This window comes from Nocardia sp. NBC_00403 (genome assembly GCF_036046055.1).
Taxonomy (GTDB): Bacteria; Actinomycetota; Actinomycetes; order Mycobacteriales; family Mycobacteriaceae; genus Nocardia.
The window spans coordinates 5,791,615-5,810,782 of the sequence record NZ_CP107939.1; the positions used below are offsets into that span (position 1 = coordinate 5,791,615).

Below are 19,168 nucleotides of genomic sequence, written 5' to 3' on the forward strand. Positions count from 1 at the left end.
CGGATGACCATGGGAAATTCCCACGTCCCCGCCCCGACGACGTCGGCGCACTACTTGCATGCGGATACGATCCCTACCCGAACGATTCCGGCATTGTTGACCAGGACGGTCAGCCCGCCGAATTCTTCGACGGCTGTTCGCACGGCGTGGTCCCAGTTGTCCTGGTCGGTGACGTCGGGATGGACGACCGTGCCGCTGTGCCCAATTCGGCCGCCGGCGCGCAACCTTCCGGCCCCGTGCTCGACCAGGGGCTCCTACATGCGCCGCGCCGGTACCTCGTGCTCCGCCACTGACAAGGGCGACCTTGCCCGCTACTCGCTCGCCCGCACCTCCAGTTGTACGGAGGACGACTCGACGACGGGTTTGTTCAGCCGGTAGCGGCATCTGGTTCCGGTGTAGATGGTGGGCACGCATTCATTGCAGTGGACGCAGGCGGATCGGGTGGTGGCGTCGGATTGGATGCGCCGCAACAGGTTCGGTTCGCGCAGCAGGGCCCGGCCCATGGCGACGAAGTCGAAGCCCTCGGCCATGGCACGATTCATGGTGTCGAGATTCGTGATGCCGCCCAACAGGATCAACGGCATGGACAGTTCGCGGCGGAACTGGCGGGCCCGCTCCAGGAGGTACGCCTCCTGATACGGATACTCCTTCAAGAAGGAGCGACCCGCCAGACGGAAACCCCAACGTGCCGGGGGTGGAAGAACTTTTGCGAACTCGCGGCGGGGCGCGTCGCCGTGGAACAGCAGCATCGGGTTCAACAGCGAACTGCCCGCGGTCAGTTCCAGCGCGTCCAGGGCTCCGTCGTCCTGCAACCAGGACGCCGCCCGGAGCGAATCCGGCACGGTGAGGCCGCCGCGCACACCGTCTTCCATATTCAGTTTGGCAGTCACCGCGAGGCGGTCCCCCACCGCGTCCCGGACTGCACAAGCTATCTCGCGCGCCAGACGTGCCCGGTTCTCAGCGGAACCGCCGTAGCGGTCGGTGCGCCGGTTGAGCAGTGGGCTCAGGAACGAACTCGTCAAATAGTTGTGGCCGAAGTGGATTTCGACCGCGTCGAATCCGGACTTTTCGGCCAATCGTGCGGCATTCGCGTGCGCGGCGATCAGTTCGCGGATCTCGCTCTCGCCGGGCACCTTCATCGGGCGCATACCGAGCGGGCTGAACATGCGACTCGGCGCGAGGGCGGGCAATCGGTTGGAGGCCGCGTTGGCCACCGGGCCCGCATGCCCGATCTGCGCACTGGCCGCCGCGCCTTCGGCGTGCACGGCGTCGGTAAGCTTGCGCAGACCAGGCACGGCCTCCGGGCGCATCCAGATCTGATGCCGGTCGGTGCGGCCGCCCGGCGCGACGGCGCAGTAGGCGACCGTGGTCATCCCGACCCCGCCGGCGGCCACCTCACGATGGAAGGCGATCAGCTCGTCGGTCACCAATGCCTCAGGGGTGCAGCCCTCGAAGGTTGCGGCCTTGATCACTTTGTTGCGCAATGTGACGGGCCCCAATTGAGCCGGTGTGAATACCTCTGTCAATTCTGCTCTCCCGACGGTGCGGTCAATCCGGCCACCACGAAGTCACGCAGCGCGGCCACCGCTGCTTCCGACATTTCCCGCCCCTCGGTTCCCGCGCCCCCGAACCGCATAATGATCAGGTCGAAGGCCAGCGCCCAGCGGCGACGACTCTCCTGCTCCCCCACCTCCGGCAACAGCCCGACCCAGGCATCCATCCGGAACCAAGGCTGTCGCCATAACCTCGTATGCCGCCTGAGCACGAACTGCGCCAGCAGACGTAAATGCAAGCGCCCCAACGGATCATCGGCCAGTGCGACGAAGGGTTCGAGCACCGCGTCCACCACCTCCGCCACCGAGACGCGCGCGGCCGTCACTGCCGACAGTCGCTCGGCCCACAGCGGCCCGAGGCGGTCCTCGAGCAGCGACGCGACGAGTTCATCCTTCGAGCCGAAGTGGTAATGCACCGCGGCCGGATTCGCTCCTGCCTCCACGCAGATCGCACGCACCGACACCTCGTCGTAGCGCTCGGTCAGCAACAACCGCTCGGCGGCGGCCAGCAGGCGGGCACGCGTGCCCACCGAAACCTTCTGTGCCATGCGCCAAGCGAATCACGTTTCAATCATTATTTCAATCATTGATTGAACCACCGCGTGAAGATAGCCTTGCCCGATGCGCACAGGTACGGCAGCGGCCCTTGGGTGACCGGCGACCTAGACAGGTTCTCAACTCGTCGATCGACTCCAACCCGCCAGTCAGCAGCATCATTAGAGCTGAACTGAAAGACTTGACAGGGAACTGTGTTCGTTACCGCACTGCCAGCGCTTTATCCGGACTACGGTTCACGGCCTCTCGAAGTGGGTGGGAGGTGGAGGACCGCAGTACCGTTGCAGGCTCGTTTTCTCTGGCCTTTCGAACTGGCTTCGACTGGTGTCGCAATCATCGGTGCTCCCGCCCTTGGTTGTTCGGGAGGTTCTCGACGGTGACCGGCTCGATCCTTTCGGCAGCCGGCAGTTCGAATCCGAACACCTGTCCGTAAAAACTCAATTCGGAGTCCAATGCCCTGCGGATGTTCTCCGCCCGCCGAAACCCGTGCTGCTCCCCCGCGAAGAGGATATAGGCGACCGGGATCCGCCGCTCCCGCAGCGCGTCGACGATCATCTGTGACTGACTGGGCGGCACCACGGCATCCTCGCTGCCCTGCAAAACGATCAGGGGACTGCGGAACCGGTCGACGTGGTGGATCGGCGACCGCTCACGGTAGAGGTCCCGCTCGGACGGGTATTCCCCGATCAGGCCGTCCAGATAACGGCTCTCGAATTTGTGGGTCTCGGCGGCGAGGGCCTCGAGGTCGGCGACTCCGTAATGGTCGGCGCCCGCGGAGAAGGGTGTGTCCGCTCGAGCCAGCGCGGCGAGCGTCGTGTAGCCGCCGGCCGAGCCACCGCGGATGGCGAGTTGGCGCGGATCGACGCGGCCGTTGTCTGCGAGCCATCGGGCAGCTGCGATGCAGTCGGCCACGTCCACCACACCCCAGGCGTCGCGCAGCAGTTCGCGGTAGGCGCGGCCGTAGCCGGTGGAGCCGCCGTAATTGACGTCCACGATGGCGAATCCGCGGCTGGTCCAGTACTGGGTACTCAGTGAGAGTACGGGCAGCGCGTGCGAGGTCGGACCGCCGTGGATCATGACCAGCAGCGGCGGCAGTTTCCCGTCGGGACCGCGGTATCGGGTGCTCGCGGGCGGGTAGAACAGCGCGTGTGCGGCGCGTGGCGCACCGGCGCGATCCATCGAAGGGAACGAGATCGGCTCGGGTACAGAGACATCGGTAGATTCGAGACCGAGTTCGCGTGGAGCGCGCAGGGTTTCGAGTTCGAGGTTTGAGTCGACGAATTCGATGCGATAGATACCGAGTTCGGCGGTGGGTGTGCCCGCTGCCACGACCACGGCGTTCTCGTCCGCTCGCTCGACCGCGACGATCGCGGAGAAGGGCAGCTCCAGATCGGTCACCGACCCGTCCGGGCGACGCACAGCGAGTCCGTCGTAGCCGTCGCGCCAACGGGCGAACACGATGCCGTGGTCGCCGAGCACTGCGTAGCGCGCCGAGCCCAACTGCCATGCGGGTACGCCGATTTCGGCGTCCACTTCGATGACGGCCTCGATGTCGCCGCCAGGTGTCCACCGGTAGAGGTTCCACCACCCGTTGCGGTCGGACAGGAACAGCAGAGAGCCGTCTTCCTGCCAGCGCGGCTCCTGCACCGACTCGCCCGGGCCGCCCGCGACGACGGTGTCGGTACCAGTCGCCAGATCACGCACCCGCAGGACAGTGTCGTCCCACGGCATCGACGGGTGATCCCACGTGACCACGGCGAGCAGGGCCCCGTCCGGGCTCAGTCGCGGTGCGACGACAAAATCCGGGCCGCTCACCAGGACTTCCGGCTGCGAAGGCCGATCGGCGGACAGCCGCACGATCTCGTTGCGCACATCGATCGCGCCGCGTCCGCCGACTGGATGGCTCTCCCGGATCGCCACGACGGTGGCACCGTCCGGACCGAATGCGCCGTCGCCGTAACGGTCACCGCGCGGCACGGCGGGCGCCGGGGTCAGCACAACCGGCACACCGCCCCGCTCGATCCGGTACAGCCGCTGATCGGCCCAGTTGACGAAATAGAGCACCCCGTCGCGCACCCACCACGCGGCGCCGCCGTATTCGTGGACCGCCGTGCGGGCGTCCATCCCCTCCGGCAGCAGGTCGGTGCGCGCTCCGTCGGGGGCGCGGCGCACGATCTGGGTCCGGCCTCCTTCGGCGGGGCGGCCCTCTGACCAGTACACCTCGGTTCCATCCACCCGCACCTCGCCGAGACGCACCGCGGCGCTGACGACACTCTCGGAGGTAATGGAGGTCGGCCAGGACCCGAAGGGCAACTCGGTGATCGTCACCCGCACAGGTTAGTCGCCGTCGACGGCACATTCCGGGTGAGCCCGAGGCCCCGGCACGCTAGCGGAGCGTCCCTGAGCGGCTCAGCAGCGCCCTGATCTCCATTGCTACGAAGGCGGATCCGACGACACTCTGCCCACACAAAGGCTCGTGTGGTAGCACGACAGCCCAGAAACAGGTCATCCGCCACGTCCAACGCCACCTGGCCTCGAAACGTGTCAGTCATCCAGCGTCTGGTGGCTGCGAGCACTCCAGCGTGCGAGGGTCAACACCACGGGCACTGGTTCGTCCGGTTTGCGAACTGCCAAAAGCTGCAACAGGATTTGCACCGCTAGCGTGCTCTTTCCTGCACCAGGTTCACCGAGGATGGCCAGTCGGCGTCGCTCGAGTGCGAGGAAATGTGTTGTGAGGCCGACAATCTGGTCGCTTCGCTCGTCAAAGAACCGTCCGCGCGCAGAGAAATGATGGCGGTGGTCTGAAATATTGCGTTCGGTGAGCAACCACCGCACCGGCAACGGCTCGGGGTCATAGCGACCCCGAATCTTCGCCTCTGCATGCCACCGCTTACCCACAGCTTCGGCCAGACGCTCCACAGCGTAGGCACGCTGCTTTGCTCGAGGCACCGCGGCTGGGGGTGGCCGGCGCATCCAGACGAACGTCGATGCGCCAGACCTGGCGAGCTGCCGAGATCAGCTGGTGCGGATGGCAGGAAGGTTCAGTTCGAGGATTGCTCCGCCGTCCGGCACCGACCCGGCGGTGACGGTGGCTCCGTGCAGGTCGGCGACCTGTGCCACGATGGCCAATCCGAGTCCGTGGCCGGTTCGGTTACCTGCGGTGCTGGCCCGGTAGAAGCGGTCGAAGATGCGCGGCAGGTCTTCGGCGGCGATTCCGGGGCCGTGGTCGCGCACTGTCAAACGGTGATCGCGTAGGCCGATGTGGACTGTTCCGTGTGGCGGGCTGAATTTGGCGGCGTTGTCGAGGAGGTTGGTGACGGCTCTGCTGAGGCGGGTGGGTGCGCCGTGGATCGTTGTCGGTTCCAGGGCCTCAGCGAAGATGATTGTGGGCCAATGCCTTCGGGCGGTCTTGACGCAGTCCGCGACGAGGGTGTCCAGCCGGAGATCCTCGAAGGGTTCGTGCATGGCATTCGGGTCGTCGGCGCGGGCGAGGTCGATGAGGTCGGTGACGAGTCCGGAGAGTTCTTCGGCTTGGACGCGCAGTGCGTCGCCGGTGTCGGCGAGTTGCTGTGGGGTGAGGCGCTCGGCGCGGCGCAACAGATCGATATCGGTGCGTAGCGCGGTGAGCGGGGTGCGCAGTTCGTGCGAGGCGTCGGCGACCAGACGGCGCTGAGCCGCACGGGAATTGCGCTCCGCGGTCAGCGCTTGGTCGAGTTCGTCGAGCATGGTGTTGAAACTGCGCGCCAGACTGGCAAGTTCATCGGAGCCGATCACGTCGATGCGTTGGCGAGGGTCGCGGGTGGTGGCGACCCGTTCGGCGGCCCGCGTCAGCGCCGTGACCGGAGCCAGCGCGTTTCGCGCCAAGAGCAACCCGGCGCCGATCGCGAGCACGGTGCCTGCCGCGGCCGCGGCGAGGAGTGCCAGGCCGACGCGGCGCAGGCCGGTGTCGACGGGGTCGGACCGCTGCGCGACCTGCACGGCGCTGCCGGGTTGCAACTGGGCGGTGTACATACGCAGCGGGTATCCGTCGAGGGTGATGTCGGTGTAGTAGGCCTGCCGCGATCCGGCTGCCACCGCGCGGGTTTCGGTGTCGACCGGCAGCGAGTCTTCGGGGTCGTGCTCGGATGCGATGCGACCGTCGGCGGCGACCACCTGAACACAGCTCGGTGCGGCCAGATATCGGCACGGTCCGGACATCGCGGCGATATCCGGCTCGGCGGCGAACTGCCGGGTGATCCGGGTGGTCTCACGGCGCAGTCCGAGATCGAGGGCACCGTTCATTTCGTGGCTGACCACGGCGTAGGCGGCCAAGCCCATGCCGGTGAGCGCCAGCGTCATCGCGAGAACAAAGAGGACAGCGATGCGTCCGCGCAGCGACCGTGCCAGCCGATCGACACGCAGCCTCATGGCGGTCCGAGCCGGTAGCCCACACCTCGGATGGTGTGGATGAGCCGTGGCTGCGCATCGACCTCCAGCTTGCGCCGCAGATAGCGGATGTAGACCTCGAGCGAGTTCGACGATTGGCCGAGCTCGTGCCCCCATACCCGTTCGATCAGTGTCTCGCGGGGCAGGGCCTGGCCGCTGTTGCGTAGGAACACCTCGAGCAGCGCGAACTCGGTCCGGGTGAGCTCGACCACCCGTTCGCCGCGCCTGACCTGATGCGCGGTGGTGTCCATGACGAGGTCCGCGCAGGACAGTACGGCTCCGTCGTCCGGATAGGTGCGGCGCACCAGTGCCCGCACCCTGGCCAGCAGTTCGTCCAAGTCGAAGGGTTTGACCAGGTAATCGTCGGCGCCTGCGTCGAGGCCCGCGATGCGATCGGCCACCGCGTCGCGTGCGGTGAGCATCAGGATCGGGGTGCGATCACCGCGCGCCCGGAGTTGCTCGCACGCGGTCACACCGTCCATGAAGGGCATCAGGACATCCAGCAGCACGACCTCGGGATGCCACTGCTGTATCTCGGTGAGCGCGGTGGCGCCGTCGCGGACGGCGCGGGTCTCATAACCCTCGCTGTCCATGGCGCGCACGAGTGCGTCACGTACCGCGGCTTCGTCGTCGACCACCAAGACACGCATGGTCGCCCATAGTACGGAGCCGCCGCGGCAGACCTTTCTCACCGGATTCTCATCCGGCATGGGAAACGTGCTGGATATGAGATGGCGAAGCCTCGATCGAATCGACCGATCCACCGCGGCGGCGACAGCAACGGTCCTGTGCCCGACCGTTGCCCTGTGCGTTGCCGCGGCGCTGAGCACGACAGCATGTGCCCGCCCAACGACTGCCGAACCACCGCGGGTGCGTGGGAGCCACGTCGTGATCCCGGTCAACGGCGACCGCGCCGATGTGGACACAACCACGCTTGCGGTTACCGCCGAGGGGGTCGGGATCGATCTGTCCGCTCCAGCCCTGAGCGAGCTCGGCCCGGTCGGCGCGATCCGGGTAGACGGTGACGTCGCCACCTGGACCTACCCCGACCAGGCGCTCACCGCCTCGGCCGCCGCCGAGCAGGACCAATTCCGGTCGCTCTCCGACAAGATCCAGCAGAACCCGTCGATCGCGCGGCTGCTGGGAGCCTTCCACGCCTATGTGTTCGGCGACGGTAAATCGCCGGAGGCGATGCAGCAGCTACACGACCTCGGCGTGAGCCGCATGTGGATCGGCTACGATGCCGACGACAACCCCTTGTCGGCAGCGGCGATCGACGCGGCTGAACAGGCCGGATACCTTGCGGGACCATATGATTCCTACGCCAACGCCCAGGATCCGGCCACTGCCGACAACCCCTCGTCCCGCTGGCCGGACCAGGTGTGGCCGGACAGTTGCGTACTGACAGCGGACGGGACGCCGCAGACCGGATTCGGCGACCGCGGCTGCTATCTGAGTTCGCAGGCACTGGCACAGGATTCGATGCTGCTCGACGACAGGTACGCCGCTATGACCGGCAACGGCGCCGACACCTACTTCCTCGACGTCGATGCCGCGGGCGAGTTCTTCGACGACTACAGCCCGGACCATCCGATGAACCAGCGGCGGGATCGCGAAAACCGGCTCGCCCGAATGGGCCTGCTGGCGCAGGACCGGCAGCAGGTACTCGGGTCCGAGGCCGCGGGCGCTTGGGCCGCACCGGATCTCGCGTTCAACCATGGCGCGCAGACTCCGGTGACCGACCTCCTGTGGCCGCTGGAACGCAATAGGGAGGTCGGGGGCGGCTACGCGCCCGCGGGTGCGCCGAAGGCCTTCTTCAAACCGGTCGATCTGCCCGCTGAGGTGGCCGAGGCCATGTTCGATCCCGCCTACCGGATTCCCCTGTACGAGACGGTGTTGCATGATTCGATCGTCAACGTCGACCGCTGGGAGCTGTCGTATTACAAGCTGCCGCAGCAGCGGACGATGCGTACGTTGACCGCGATGCTGAACAATACGCCGCTGAACTTTGTGCTCGACCGCGCGACGCTCGCCGATCACGGCACCGAAATCGCCGGTCTGCAGCAGTTTTTCGCACCGTTGCACGAAAGGGCCGCCACTCTGCCGATAGTGAGTTTTCAATGGCTGGCCGACGACCATTCGGTGCAGCGCAGCGTCTTCGGCGACAACGCGCTCACCGTGACAGCCAATTTCGGGTCGCAGACCTATGGCGAGTTGCCCGCAGGGTGTGTGGACGCCACGCTGGCCGGTGACACCACCCCGCGCCGACTATGCCCGGGGCAGTGAACGAATGACACTCCGGATGCACCGGATCACCCCGAGCCAGCGTCGTCGCGATCTCGTGTGTATCGGTGGCGCAGCGGTTCTCACCGTTGCGCTGATCGGACATGAGCGGGTACCCGATGGGTTCGGCATCGGGATCGTGCTGGACAGCGCGTTGCCCTGGCTCGGTGTGGGCATTCCGGTGCTCACACTGACGGCCGCGCTGTGTCGGTCCAAGGTGGGCGCACTGACGGTTCTTGTGCCGCTGATCGCTTGGACGTACCTGTTCGGGTCGTGGTGGGCGACCGGAACCGGCTCGGCCACGGTTCCGTATCCGACACAGGTGAAGGTCGTCACGCAGAACCTCTACGCGGGCAACCAGCAACCGGCCGCCACCGCACGGGCATTGTCGGCGCTCGATGCCGATCTCATCGGTCTACAGGAGTTCTCGGCAGGAAACGCGGATGCCGTGAGCTCGATCCTGGCCGATGATCACCGGTATTACGTGGTGGAAGGAACTGTCGCGCTCTGGAGCCGGTATCCGATCTCGAGGACCACCTCCGTCGATGTCGGTGTCGGTTGGCGCCGCGGCCTGCGCGCCCACGTCGAAACTCCGCACGGAGGTCTGGTCGTCTACGTGCTGCACCTGCCGTCTTTTCGGCTCGGTGATACAGCGCAGCGCGATCACGGATTGAGGACTCTGTCACGGAGTTTGGTCTCCGATACGGCCGAGCGGGTCGTTGTGCTCGGAGACTTCAACACCACCGACACCGACCGCCGCTGGCAGGGATTCGCGCCCGGCTACCACGACACCCAGCGATCCGTCGGTTCCGGTCCCGGATTCACCTGGCCGGCAAGGCTTCCCGTCGTCCGGCCCGACCACGTACTCATCCGCGGTATCCGGGCAACCTCGTCGAAGGTGGACCGGACGCCCGGCACCGACCACCGCGCCGTGGCGGTCACCCTCGATCTCGAGCGGTGACCGAGTCATAGTCGTTGGACCACTTTCGCCCCGCATTGTCCGAGCCCGCGCATCTGCCGCATTCTCCAAGGAATTTCTTCAAGGTGCCGACGCGGGTCATCAGTGCATTGGGTAAGAAATACCTTGTGTAGAAAGCTTGATGTCGGCGCGGCTACGGGGTGATGCCGTCGAATTGCATGACCCAGTAGGGGTTGTTCGTGGTGGTGTTCCATTGCGAGACATACAGGGTCACGTCGGTGGGTGAGGTGGATCGGGGGTGGATGTAGCCGCCGTAGAGTTGTGGGAAGGAGCGGACCCAGAACTGCCACCACGGTACGGCGCCGTGGATCTGTTGTCTCGGATTGGTCCATACCCGGTCGATTGCCGCTGCGGTGCGGGTGGCGATGCAGTAGCCGTTGACGTCGAAGTAGGACATGACCCAGGTACCCGCAATGTTTTTCACACTCAGCTCCCCGATGGGTCCCATCCCCGCGAACAACGGGGTGGGGGTCGGGTTGCCCCACTGCCAGGCCGAGCCGTTGTAGCCCCAGTACTGGTAGTCGGCGCGGGTGGCGATCTGTTGCCACGGCACGCGCATCAGGATCGGCCCGTCCTGGTTGTGGGCGCGCCCCCATTCCTTGGAGACGATGTACAGGTAGCCGTCGCTGTTGTTGTTGCCGATGCCCGCGAAGGACTGCATCATGAACGGGCTCCAGCCGTTGTAGCCGTCGCTGCCGTCGTTGCGCCACACCGCTGTGTAATCCGTCCAGGTGGTGCCGTCGTCGTCGGAGTAGGCGAGCCCGCAGAACAGCGCCCCGTACTGGTCGTCGGAGGCGTTCCAGTTGTGGACGCTGGTGTAGGTCAACCAGGTGCGCCCGTTCGGGTCGACGAAGGCGTCGTTGGGGATGCGGGTGACCTCGATCCCGTAGCCGTTGTCGGCGTTGTGGGTGTAGGTGAGGACCTGTTTCGCCTGCGCCCCGCCGGAGGCGCCGGTGAAAGTGGTGGTGGTGTCCGGGATGTTGGGGCTGAATAGCAGGATCGGCGAGCCGAGCCAGGTGCCGGAGCCTTGGCTGTTGCCGGTGAACGTGTCGCCGAACACGAATCCGGACCGGCCTGGTCCGAAGTGGCTGCGGTCGTAGGGAATGCCGAGGTCGGCGCCGCCTACCCCGAACTGCTGCGCGGTACTGGCGCTGTACCCGTTGATCGCCGTCCCCCAATGTCTCGACATCGCCGAGGTCCTCCCTGCTCATGCATACGTTCGTTACTGGTGTCCCCGGCGAGCGAACGTTGTCACCGGGCCAACGGCCGGCGTCACCGCCGGCGCGTCGGACGGAACCGGTGCCGCAGAATCGACCACGGCTGGTTAGCTTTCGGCCCCTGTGGATTCGGTCTATGTGGATTCAGCGAGGACGAATCGGGCCCATGCCCCGGCTCGACTGGAGTTGTCGGTCGTCGACCGATACTGGGAAGTCGGACACGTCGGCGAAAAGGGAATCAACCATGACTACCCTCCGAGAAGGACTACCGGCCCCTTGGGGAGGACCGGAATTGCGGTGGTAGCTACCGATTTTCCGGTGCCGCGGCCGCGACGTCAGGAGTAGTGCACTAATGTGACCGCGTCGTAATCGGCGATGCCGCAACAAAGCCCCATCGCCGCCCGGCGGGCTAACGGCCGCTGGTGCCCGCCACGACGGCGTGGATCCTCAGTTTTGTCATGGTCGCCTGCGCGAGACTACATGCTGTCCCGGCGCGTTCGAGGCAGAGCGATACGGTGTTGTCGGGCAGGTAGATTCGCAGCCCGGATACCGACACCGGTTTGACATTGCTCGGGCGGAATGTTGTGCACGTTTGGTCGCGTACGCCAGCGCCGACGCCTGCCCAGCGGGCGCCAACTGAACCGGGCCCGACGAGGCACCGTCCCGCGCGGCGGGCGCGCCGACGGGTGCGCTGTCCCGGCCGGTAGCGTTACTGGCCAAGCTTCGCCGAGAGAAGCCGGCGCCGGAGAGTGACCTGCGGGTCACACTCCACCCCATCGACCTCGGCGGCGGCCTCGAGGGCTCCGTAACGGCGGGTCAGTAGTGCTTCATCGCGGTCGATACACGAAAACCCGGACATGGCCCGGGTTTTCGGAGAGTGGACCTGGGTGGCCCCCGGGTTCAGCGGGTGGCGATGATTGCCGAGCCGTGACCGAAGAGGCCTTGATTCACCGCAATACCTGCGCGGGCGTTGTCCACTTGGCGGCCCTCGGCCTGGCCGCGCAACTGCCACGTGAGCTCGCAGACCTGGGCGATCGCCTGCGCGGGTATCGCCTCACCGAAACAGGCCAGACCACCACTGGGGTTCACCGGCACACGTCCGCCCAATGTCGTTGCGCCGCTGCGCAATAGTTCCTCCGCGCCGCCTGTCTCGCAGAGCCCGATGTCCTCGTACCAGTCCAACTCCAGCGCGGTGGAGAGGTCATAAACTTCCGCGAAGGACAGGTCGGCGGCCCCGAGCCCGGCTTCTTCGTACGCGGCGTACGCTACGGCGGAACGGAACGCGCGTGGCGGAGCCTCGACGGCCACGGCGGAGTCCGTCGCGAAATCCGGCAGATCGAGCACGGTTTTCGGGAATGTCGGCGTGACCGTCGACAGCGCCCGGATGCGGACCGGATCGGTGACGCCATGGCGACTCGCGTACTCCATCGATGTCAGCACCAGTGCGGCACCACCGTCACTGGTCGCGCAGATGTCCAGCAGCCGCAGCGGGTCCGAGACCACCGCCGAGGCGGCAACCTCCTCGACCGAAACCTCCTTGCGATAGCGGGCATACGGGTTGTTCAGGCCGTGCCTGGCGTTCTTCACCTTGACCGCGGCGAAATCGTCGAGCGTGGCACCGTGCAGCGCCATCCGCCGGCGGGCATACAACGCGAAATAGATGGGGTTTGTAGCGCCGAGCAGATGGAAACGCAACCAGTCCGGATCGTCGCGGCGTTCACCGCCGACCGGCTGGAAGAAGCCCTTCGAGGTGGCATCCGCGCCGACCACCAGCGCCACCTCACACAACCCGGCGAGGATCTGGGCGCGCGCGTTGGCGATGGCCTGGGCGCCTGAGGCGCAGGCTGCGTAGCTGCTCGAGATCCGCGCACCCGACCAGCCCAGCGCCTGGGCGAACGTCGCGCCCGATACGAAACCGGGGTATCCGTTGCGGATCGTGTCCGCGCCGGCGATATAGCCGACGTCGCGGTGCTCCACTCCGGCATCGGCCAGCGCCGCACGCGCCGCGACCAGCCCGTATTCGACGAAATTGCGCCCCCACTTACCCCACTGATGCATGCCCGCACCGAGGACGGCGACATCGCGATCATTCGTGTCAGTCATTGACCGGCCTCCACATCCACACCGTGTGCTCCGCTTCCTCGTCCTCGTACAGCACGCCGAGGGTCAGTTCGACCGGCATGCCGACGGCCAGGTCGTCCACTGTGATGCCGCGCACGACCTGCCCGAGAATCACCATCTGCTCGACCTCGAGCTCCACCGCCGCGACGACATAGGGCTCGAACGGATCGGGCGAGACATAGGGCGGGGGCGGCTTGTACCGGGCGTCCGCATACGACCAGATCCGGCCACGTGTGGAAAACAGGTACTCGACGAGCTCGGAGCCGTCTTTCGGACCTGCGCACTGCGGGTTCCGACAGGCCAACGTGTTCCGCGGGAAATACGGTGTGCCGCAGGCAGTACAACCACTTCCCTTCAGACGCACGGTGCCGTCGTCCGCAGTGAACCAGTCAGCCACGGCGGGGCGTTGTTCTTTCTGCACAAACCCGACGGTATAGGAACACGTTCTACTTTGGGGCGGAAATCTGCTCCACCGGTGCGCGGGCGGAGGTACGGTGAGACCGGATTGAGGATGCGATGACATCCTCGAGTCGATCTGGAGTACCACAACGCGATGGGCACCAAAGCCATTGAACCGCAGTCGATCCGCAACGTCACGATCATCGGGGACCCCGATGAGACAACACGAGTTGTCCACGGCCTGTTCCGCCGTTTCGCCAAGACCGGGTCCAGCACGGCGGCCACGGTCCATTGGGTGACGGGCCACGTCGATCACACGATTCGTATCGCCGAGCTATCGAGCCACGCGCCCATCGCGGCCCTGGAGCGGTCCATCCGGGTAGCCGATGGGGTAATCGCGGTCGTGAACGCTGCCGAGAAGAGCGCCCCGCGTCTCGAGACGATACTGCGGGTTGCCGACGACCACCAGGTCGCACGGCTGTGTCTGGTGACCGGACTCGATCATCCCGCCGCCGACTTCGACCGCTGCGTCCGCACGATCGCCGACACGCACGGGGCGGTGCCGTTGACGCTGCAGATTCCTCACGGCCTCGGCACCGAGTTCGAAGGTGTCATCGATCTGGTCCCGATGTGGGCGCTCGAACCGATGGCCGTCGAATTCTACGGGAGCCATTGGAAAGTCGCCGAGGAGTGGTATCGCAACCTCGTGGACACGGTGATGGAACAGGACGCCGCAGATTCGGACAACATCCTCGGCCTGCGAGAGATCCCACCCGAACAGTTGCGTGACCGCGTCCGCTGCCTCACGCGAATCGGCGACGCTGCGCCCGTCCTGTGCGATGCGGCGCCGAGGAGTGACGACATCGCCCCGCTCCTGGACGCCATCGTCCGGTATCTGCCGTCTCCCATGCATGTTTGCCAACCCGAACACGCCCTCGACTATTGACGGACGCTGCCTGCAACCCGACACGGAATGGACGGTACGCAGGCAACGGGACTGCCCCGAGTTCGGTGGGCCCGAGTACACCTGTGCGCCGGAACCGCTGGCGATCACGCAGCCAGGGGGTCGACCTACACGGCGATCAGGTTCGCAAATCGATTGGTCGACAACGGTATTGCGCAATCGATGGGGTCTGCCGGCGATGCCGAGGCCGACGCTGGTGAGCGAGCCGATCGGCCGACGACAGACACGGCCGAAGAGAACCGGCAGCTGAAGAGGGTCGTCGAACTCGTATGGCGATGCCGGGCCCGGAAAACGTTGTCGGTCAACGCATCTCTGCGCGAAGCGGGAGCGGCCCCGGCGGTAGCAGTTCCTGCATATGTCCCGCGCTTATGCGGTCGACGACTTCCCGCTCCGCCTCGGTCATCACCCTCTGCTCGGGCATCCGGGGGCGCAACCACATCTGCGTAAGAAGTGCCCGCAGAGTGCGAATGTCGGAGAGCGTGGTCAGCGGCCGGTGTGGCCGGTACCGCGACTCGTACTCCGGCCAGGGCTCATCCGCTGGCCACAGCAGCGGCCCGCCCACCGAACTGTCGTGGACGGTGGGTGCACCCGGGTAGGGGTGCAGGCGGGTGGCCGTCCTCGCCAGGGCCGCAAGCTCGGGAAACTCCACGGCCATATCCAACGAGCGCGACGGTGTCGTCGGGGTCATGATCTTTCCTTTCCAGGCGGTGCCGTATCCAAGCACACGGAACCGACAGCCTGGTCCGGCTTTCATGCCAGGGCGGGAGGCCCCTGGGAGCAGTTCGGCCGTTCCGGCCAGCGCCCATTCCGACGGAAAACCGCCGGTGGGTGCTTCTCCGGTCACCCCCTCACTGTGGTCCACCTGCTCGAACTGCCCTCCCGTCAGCGAAGGCGTGCTCGCAACCCGGTCCGCAGAGTTGTCCTCCCCGACAACGCGCTTGCCGTGGTCGAACAGCTTGCACGGGCGCACCACGACGAGCGTCAGCCCGGTCAGGCCAGAGAACTTCTCGGCGGCCTCACGAACAAGGCCTACGCCTTCCTTGTCGACCTCGGTCGCAGCGCGGCGAGCGGAACTTCACGGTTTTTCGGACAGGCTAATTGTCGATTTCCTGGTCTGGCGCCCGGTGTTGAGCTGTGATCAGCAGGCTCTGTTGGTGGATAAGGTCACCGCGGGTCCGCAGGGTTTCCTCGTGCTCCGGGCCGAGCACTCGGCTGCGCGTGTCGAGCAGTTGCTGGAAGTCGGCGGCGGCGCCCTCGTGGTCACCGGCGGATGCCCGGGTGTCGGCAAGCATGTCCAGTGTTCGCAGTGTGTCCGGGTTGTCGGGCCCAAGCATGCGCGCTCGCCCGTCGTACACCCGCTGGTAATCGGCGACAGCTCCGGTGTAATCACCCATGAGGGCGCGGGAGGTGGCCAAGTTGGAAAGCATGATCAGCGTCTCCTCGTGATCGGCACCGCGGATGCGTACCCGGGCGGCATGCAGTTGCTCGTAGCCGACGACCGCCGCGGCGAAATCGCGGCAGTCGAACTGGAATTCGGTCAGCCGACGCAGGCTGGTCAGGGTGTCACGATGATCAGCCCCCAGCACGCGAGTCTGGTCTGCGATCAGCTGCTCATAGTCCGAAACGATGCTCACCCGCTCCACGGTACGACCGGAAAGGCAATTTGCTCAGCGCTTTTCGGCGCGGGATTATCGTCGGTTTTCTGAGCTGCCGACTTGTGCCCCCCGCTCGTCGAGGCCGGACAGCCTCATTGGCGGATCTGAACACAGACCAGTTGAGCCTGACTTCCAAATGCTTAAGCCAGTTGACAGGCTGCTATCACCAGCCTGTGACATTCTTGCGTCGCCTCGCACAGTGCGAGGCGGCACGAAAATGTCAGGCCTGACCTGCTGCGAGGCCGCATGAGAATGTCAGTGGCGTGAGCTGGGGAAACCGCAGAGCGTTCGGCGGTAGGCCGCACGAAAACACCAGTGGATACCGCACGAAAACGTCAGTGCCACTACAGGAATCCGCAGGGCAGGCTCTGGCGGCGCGCGGTCAGGGTCCGCGTCGACCACCGGCACGGCCTTCCAAATCCCCGGCCCGCAGTAGCAGGAAGGTCACCCGGAAACCGCCGTTGCGGAGCCGGAATCCTGAAAAAAATCAGACTCCATGTGCGGCTGATTCCGCGGCACGACGACCTTCCGGAGAAGGAACCCGCCCCCGGGATGTTCCACCGGCACCTCGCCGCACCAGCCGCCGGGCTCGTCCGGAGGACGAGTGGAATCGGATCGCGGCGGTGGCCTCGCACGGACCTGCTGCCGGCGTTCACCGCGCCGCGTGACGGGTCAGCGGAGGCTGTTGCGGTCCAGCCAGTCGGAGATGGCGGCGGCGAGCAGGTCCGGCTGGTCCTCGGGCGTATGGTGGCCGGCGACCTCGTCGTACCGCCGGATGTCGAGGGCGGCGATCGTGTTCGCACACCAGTCGATGACGGCGGGTTCGGTCATCGTGCCGTACGACGGCGTGAAGGTCACCATGAGCTTCGGTACATCCGGGCTGGACGCCAGCCACTCGTCGTACGCTTCGGCGCGCGCGATGACGTCGCTCGGTGTCCCGTCCAGCGGCATCGAGCGTGCCCAGCGCAGCAGCGGAAGCCGACTCTCCCGCGTCGGGTACGGCCGCTGGTAGACCTCCAGGTCGGCGGGGTCGAGTCGGTCCGAGATCGCACGCAGCCCGTCCCGGACGAATGAGTCGTCCAGGAACATGGACTCGCCGACGCCGTCGGTCCGGATGGCTCGCCACAGGTCCCGACCTGCCTCGGGGAACTCGTCCCAGCTCATCGGCTTGACGATGGTCTCGGTGAACGCGACTCCGCGTACCCGGTCTGGATGGCGGGCCGCCCAGTCGAACGCGAGCGCGCCGCCCCAATCGTGGCCGACCAGCACCACGCGGTCCAACTTCATCGCGTCGAACCAGGCATCCAGGTACCGCGCCTGGTCGGCGAACGTGTAGTCGATCGCCGGCTTGCCCGAGTCCCCCATGCCGATCAGGTCCGGGGCGAGCAACCGGCCGGGGCCGACGGCGGGCAGGACGTTGCGCCACAGGTACGACGAGGTCGGGTTGCCGTGCAGGAACACGATCGGTGCGCCGGTGCCGGTCTCGCGGTGGTGCATGGTCGAGTCGAGTACGCGGGTGTTGGGCATGGGATGTCCTTCAGAGGTTGAGGGTGAGGATGCGGTCGACCGCGATCTCGATGACGACGCGGCTGGAGGGGTCGGGCGGGGTGCAGCGGTAGCGTCGGTGGTACCAGCGGGCGGCGATGGCTACCCGATCCGGGTCAGCGGACAGGGAGGCGGTGCCTTCGAGCGTCACCCAGCGGAAGCCATCCGGCTGGCAGAGGGCGACGCGCCCGCCGGTCGCCATGTTCCGTGCCTTGCGGGACGTGGCGACCGTCAGGACGCGGGCCGTGCTTGCCATGTCGTCCCAGGTGAACCGGACCGGTGCGACGTGCGGCGTGCCGTCCGGGCGGATCGTGGTGAGGGTCGCGATCCGCGGCTCGGTGAGGAACGTCTGGACCGTGGGTTTCACCGGAAGGCGGCGGCGGTGCGGGTGGCCCAGTCGGCGAAAGTGTGCGGGGCGCGACCGAGGACATGTGCCACGTCGGGGCTGATGCGCTGTTCGGCGGGCAGCGGGTCGCCGAGGATGGCGAGGGTACCGTCGACGACCGGTTCGGGCATGAATGTGAGCATCTGGGCACGCGCCTCGTCGCGGGTCTGTTCGACGTAGCGCACCGGGGTGCCGAGCGCGGCGCCGATGGCGGCAGCCCGGTCACGCGGGGTGACAAGCTCCGGGCCGGTCAGCTCGTACGTCCGGCCGGCGTGTCCGTCCTCTCGCAGCGTCGCCGCGGCGACCGCCGCAACGTCGGCCGGGTCGACGGTCGGCAGCCCTACACTGCCGAACGGTGCGGCGGCAGTGCGGTCGGCGCGGATGGACTCGGCCCACGCGAACGCGTTGGAGTCGAGGCCGCCGGAGCGCAGAATCGTCCAGTCCAGCCCGCAGCCGCGCACCGCGGCCTCGAACATCGCCGCGTGCCCGTACGCCGCCGGTCGCGTGCCGACGCCCTGGGACGACATCAGCACGACCCGCCGGACTCCCTTCTCCTTGGCGATGCCGAGGATCGCATCCGGGTCGTTGCCGGCGACGAGCAGGAACAACGCGTCGGCCCCGTCGAACGCGGCCCGCAGACCGTCCGGGTCACCCAGGTCGGCCGCCCGGTGCGGCACGCCGTCCGGCAGCAGCCCGGGTCGGCGGGACACGGCGACCACATCCTCGCCGGCAGCCGTGAGGATCTGGACCAGCTCGCCGCCGACATTTCCGGTCGCGCCCGTTACCACGATCATTGTTACTCCCAGAATTCGTTAGTTAGTTGACTGACTTACATGCAGAACGTTAGCCGAGCCGCGCCGACTTGTCTAGACTCAGTCAGACGACTCACTCAACTGCGCGAAAACCGGGCAAGCGGGAGCGGCTCACCGCCGCCGCGGCCACCGTCCTGCACCAGCAGGGCGTCGAGAAGACGTCGCTCGCCGACATCGCGCACGTCGCTGACGTACCCGATTACAGGCGCCCACAACACGTCGACCCCGAGGTCATCGATATGGTCGCGGACTGGCTGAAGGCGCGCTGACGCGGC

18 protein-coding genes and 1 pseudogene are annotated in these 19,168 nt (G+C 66.5%); 4 read left to right on the forward strand and 15 right to left on the reverse strand.

Annotated features, from left to right (window positions below; translation table 11 throughout):
• Positions 1–71: 71 nt before the first annotated feature.
• From OHQ90_RS39545 to OHQ90_RS25810, 7 genes and pseudogenes are all read right to left on the reverse strand, one after another.
• A pseudogene (locus tag OHQ90_RS39545) lies at positions 72–321 on the reverse strand (SDR family NAD(P)-dependent oxidoreductase); the annotation flags it as partial.
• Positions 312–1,526, reverse strand: coding sequence for an NADH:flavin oxidoreductase (locus OHQ90_RS25785; protein WP_328401679.1), 1,215 nt, complete (start codon positions 1,524–1,526; stop codon positions 312–314). The pseudogene OHQ90_RS39545 and the gene OHQ90_RS25785, both read right to left, overlap by 10 nt.
• On the reverse strand, positions 1,523–2,101 hold the full coding sequence (locus OHQ90_RS25790; RefSeq protein ID WP_328401681.1) for a helix-turn-helix domain-containing protein: 579 nt from the start codon (positions 2,099–2,101) through the stop codon (positions 1,523–1,525). The genes OHQ90_RS25785 and OHQ90_RS25790 overlap by 4 nt, the downstream gene beginning before the upstream one ends.
• A 340-nt stretch (positions 2,102–2,441) precedes the next feature.
• A complete protein-coding gene (locus tag OHQ90_RS25795; RefSeq protein WP_328401683.1) occupies positions 2,442–4,436 on the reverse strand; it encodes a prolyl oligopeptidase family serine peptidase in 1,995 nt (664 codons plus the stop codon).
• Positions 4,437–4,652: 216 nt separating this feature from the next.
• Positions 4,653–5,027 (reverse strand): hypothetical protein, encoded by a 375-nt coding sequence (locus OHQ90_RS25800; protein ID WP_328401685.1) that lies wholly within the window; start codon positions 5,025–5,027, stop codon positions 4,653–4,655.
• A 96-nt stretch (positions 5,028–5,123) separates the two neighbouring features.
• Entirely contained in the window at positions 5,124–6,515 is a 1,392-nt protein-coding gene (locus OHQ90_RS25805) for a HAMP domain-containing sensor histidine kinase (RefSeq protein WP_328401687.1), read from the reverse strand.
• On the reverse strand, positions 6,512–7,183 hold the full coding sequence (locus tag OHQ90_RS25810; protein ID WP_328401689.1) for a response regulator transcription factor: 672 nt from the start codon (positions 7,181–7,183) through the stop codon (positions 6,512–6,514). Before OHQ90_RS25810 ends, OHQ90_RS25805 begins: the two co-directional genes overlap by 4 nt.
• A gap of 238 nt (positions 7,184–7,421) precedes the next feature.
• On the opposite strand from OHQ90_RS25810, the gene OHQ90_RS25815 reads away from it, so the two are divergent.
• The gene (locus OHQ90_RS25815; protein ID WP_328401691.1) at positions 7,422–8,819 is read left to right on the forward strand and encodes a glycoside hydrolase; all 1,398 of its coding nucleotides are present in this window, start codon (positions 7,422–7,424) and stop codon (positions 8,817–8,819) included.
• 4 nt (positions 8,820–8,823) lie between these two features.
• On the forward strand, positions 8,824–9,777 hold the full coding sequence (locus OHQ90_RS25820) for an endonuclease/exonuclease/phosphatase family protein (protein WP_328401692.1): 954 nt from the start codon (positions 8,824–8,826) through the stop codon (positions 9,775–9,777).
• 151 nt (positions 9,778–9,928) lie between these two features.
• Here the strand turns inward: OHQ90_RS25820 and OHQ90_RS25825 are convergent, their stop codons facing one another.
• The 3 genes from OHQ90_RS25825 to OHQ90_RS25835 form a co-directional block, all read right to left on the reverse strand.
• Positions 9,929–10,984, reverse strand: a complete 1,056-nt coding sequence (locus OHQ90_RS25825) for a DUF4185 domain-containing protein (RefSeq protein WP_328401694.1) — start codon at positions 10,982–10,984, stop codon at positions 9,929–9,931.
• A 928-nt stretch (positions 10,985–11,912) separates the two neighbouring features.
• Positions 11,913–13,115, reverse strand: a complete 1,203-nt coding sequence (locus OHQ90_RS25830) for a lipid-transfer protein (RefSeq protein ID WP_328401696.1) — start codon at positions 13,113–13,115, stop codon at positions 11,913–11,915.
• Complete coding sequence (locus tag OHQ90_RS25835) at positions 13,108–13,554, reverse strand: Zn-ribbon domain-containing OB-fold protein (RefSeq protein WP_442941178.1); 447 nt, start codon at positions 13,552–13,554, stop codon at positions 13,108–13,110. The genes OHQ90_RS25830 and OHQ90_RS25835 overlap by 8 nt, the downstream gene beginning before the upstream one ends.
• Positions 13,555–13,686: 132 nt before the next feature.
• On the opposite strand from OHQ90_RS25835, the gene OHQ90_RS25840 reads away from it, so the two are divergent.
• Positions 13,687–14,478: a GTP-binding protein gene (locus OHQ90_RS25840; protein ID WP_328401698.1), complete on the forward strand. Its 792-nt coding sequence runs from the start codon at positions 13,687–13,689 to the stop codon at positions 14,476–14,478.
• Between the two features lie 319 nt (positions 14,479–14,797).
• Here OHQ90_RS25840 and OHQ90_RS25845 read toward each other — a convergent pair whose 3' ends face one another.
• The 5 genes from OHQ90_RS25845 to OHQ90_RS25865 all read right to left on the reverse strand — a co-directional run bounded on the left by OHQ90_RS25845 (position 14,798) and on the right by OHQ90_RS25865 (position 18,875).
• On the reverse strand, positions 14,798–15,466 hold the full coding sequence (locus tag OHQ90_RS25845; RefSeq protein ID WP_328401700.1) for a hypothetical protein: 669 nt from the start codon (positions 15,464–15,466) through the stop codon (positions 14,798–14,800).
• A 124-nt stretch (positions 15,467–15,590) separates the two neighbouring features.
• Entirely contained in the window at positions 15,591–16,130 is a 540-nt protein-coding gene (locus OHQ90_RS25850) for a tetratricopeptide repeat protein (protein ID WP_328401702.1), read from the reverse strand.
• A gap of 693 nt (positions 16,131–16,823) precedes the next feature.
• Positions 16,824–17,678 (reverse strand): haloalkane dehalogenase, encoded by an 855-nt coding sequence (locus OHQ90_RS25855; protein ID WP_328401704.1) that lies wholly within the window; start codon positions 17,676–17,678, stop codon positions 16,824–16,826.
• Positions 17,679–17,688: 10 nt separating this feature from the next.
• The gene (locus OHQ90_RS25860; RefSeq protein WP_328401706.1) at positions 17,689–18,063 is read right to left on the reverse strand and encodes a pyridoxamine 5'-phosphate oxidase family protein; all 375 of its coding nucleotides are present in this window, start codon (positions 18,061–18,063) and stop codon (positions 17,689–17,691) included.
• Positions 18,060–18,875, reverse strand: coding sequence for an NAD(P)H-binding protein (locus tag OHQ90_RS25865; RefSeq protein WP_328401708.1), 816 nt, complete (start codon positions 18,873–18,875; stop codon positions 18,060–18,062). The genes OHQ90_RS25860 and OHQ90_RS25865 overlap by 4 nt, the downstream gene beginning before the upstream one ends.
• Before the next feature lie 68 nt (positions 18,876–18,943).
• Between OHQ90_RS25865 and OHQ90_RS25870 the strand changes: the two genes are divergently transcribed.
• Complete coding sequence (locus OHQ90_RS25870) at positions 18,944–19,162, forward strand: hypothetical protein (RefSeq protein WP_328401710.1); 219 nt, start codon at positions 18,944–18,946, stop codon at positions 19,160–19,162.
• Positions 19,163–19,168 lie beyond the last annotated feature (6 nt).

What these genes read in the sequence shown, in the direction of transcription:
- OHQ90_RS25790 (WP_328401681.1), bottom strand. Translation starts at nt 2,101, where the DNA reads ATGGCACAGAAGGTTTCGGTGGGCACGCGTGCCCGCCTGCTGGCCGCC.
- OHQ90_RS25805 (WP_328401687.1), bottom strand. Translation starts at nt 6,515, where the DNA reads ATGAGGCTGCGTGTCGATCGGCTGGCACGGTCGCTGCGCGGACGCATC.
- OHQ90_RS25810 (WP_328401689.1), bottom strand. Translation starts at nt 7,183, where the DNA reads ATGCGTGTCTTGGTGGTCGACGACGAAGCCGCGGTACGTGACGCACTC.
- OHQ90_RS25820 (WP_328401692.1), top strand. Translation starts at nt 8,824, where the DNA reads ATGACACTCCGGATGCACCGGATCACCCCGAGCCAGCGTCGTCGCGAT.
- OHQ90_RS25825 (WP_328401694.1), bottom strand. Translation starts at nt 10,984, where the DNA reads ATGTCGAGACATTGGGGGACGGCGATCAACGGGTACAGCGCCAGTACC.
- OHQ90_RS25830 (WP_328401696.1), bottom strand. Translation starts at nt 13,115, where the DNA reads ATGACTGACACGAATGATCGCGATGTCGCCGTCCTCGGTGCGGGCATG.
- OHQ90_RS25840 (WP_328401698.1), top strand. Translation starts at nt 13,687, where the DNA reads ATGGGCACCAAAGCCATTGAACCGCAGTCGATCCGCAACGTCACGATC.
- OHQ90_RS25855 (WP_328401704.1), bottom strand. Translation starts at nt 17,678, where the DNA reads ATGCCCAACACCCGCGTACTCGACTCGACCATGCACCACCGCGAGACC.
- OHQ90_RS25865 (WP_328401708.1), bottom strand. Translation starts at nt 18,875, where the DNA reads ATGATCGTGGTAACGGGCGCGACCGGAAATGTCGGCGGCGAGCTGGTC.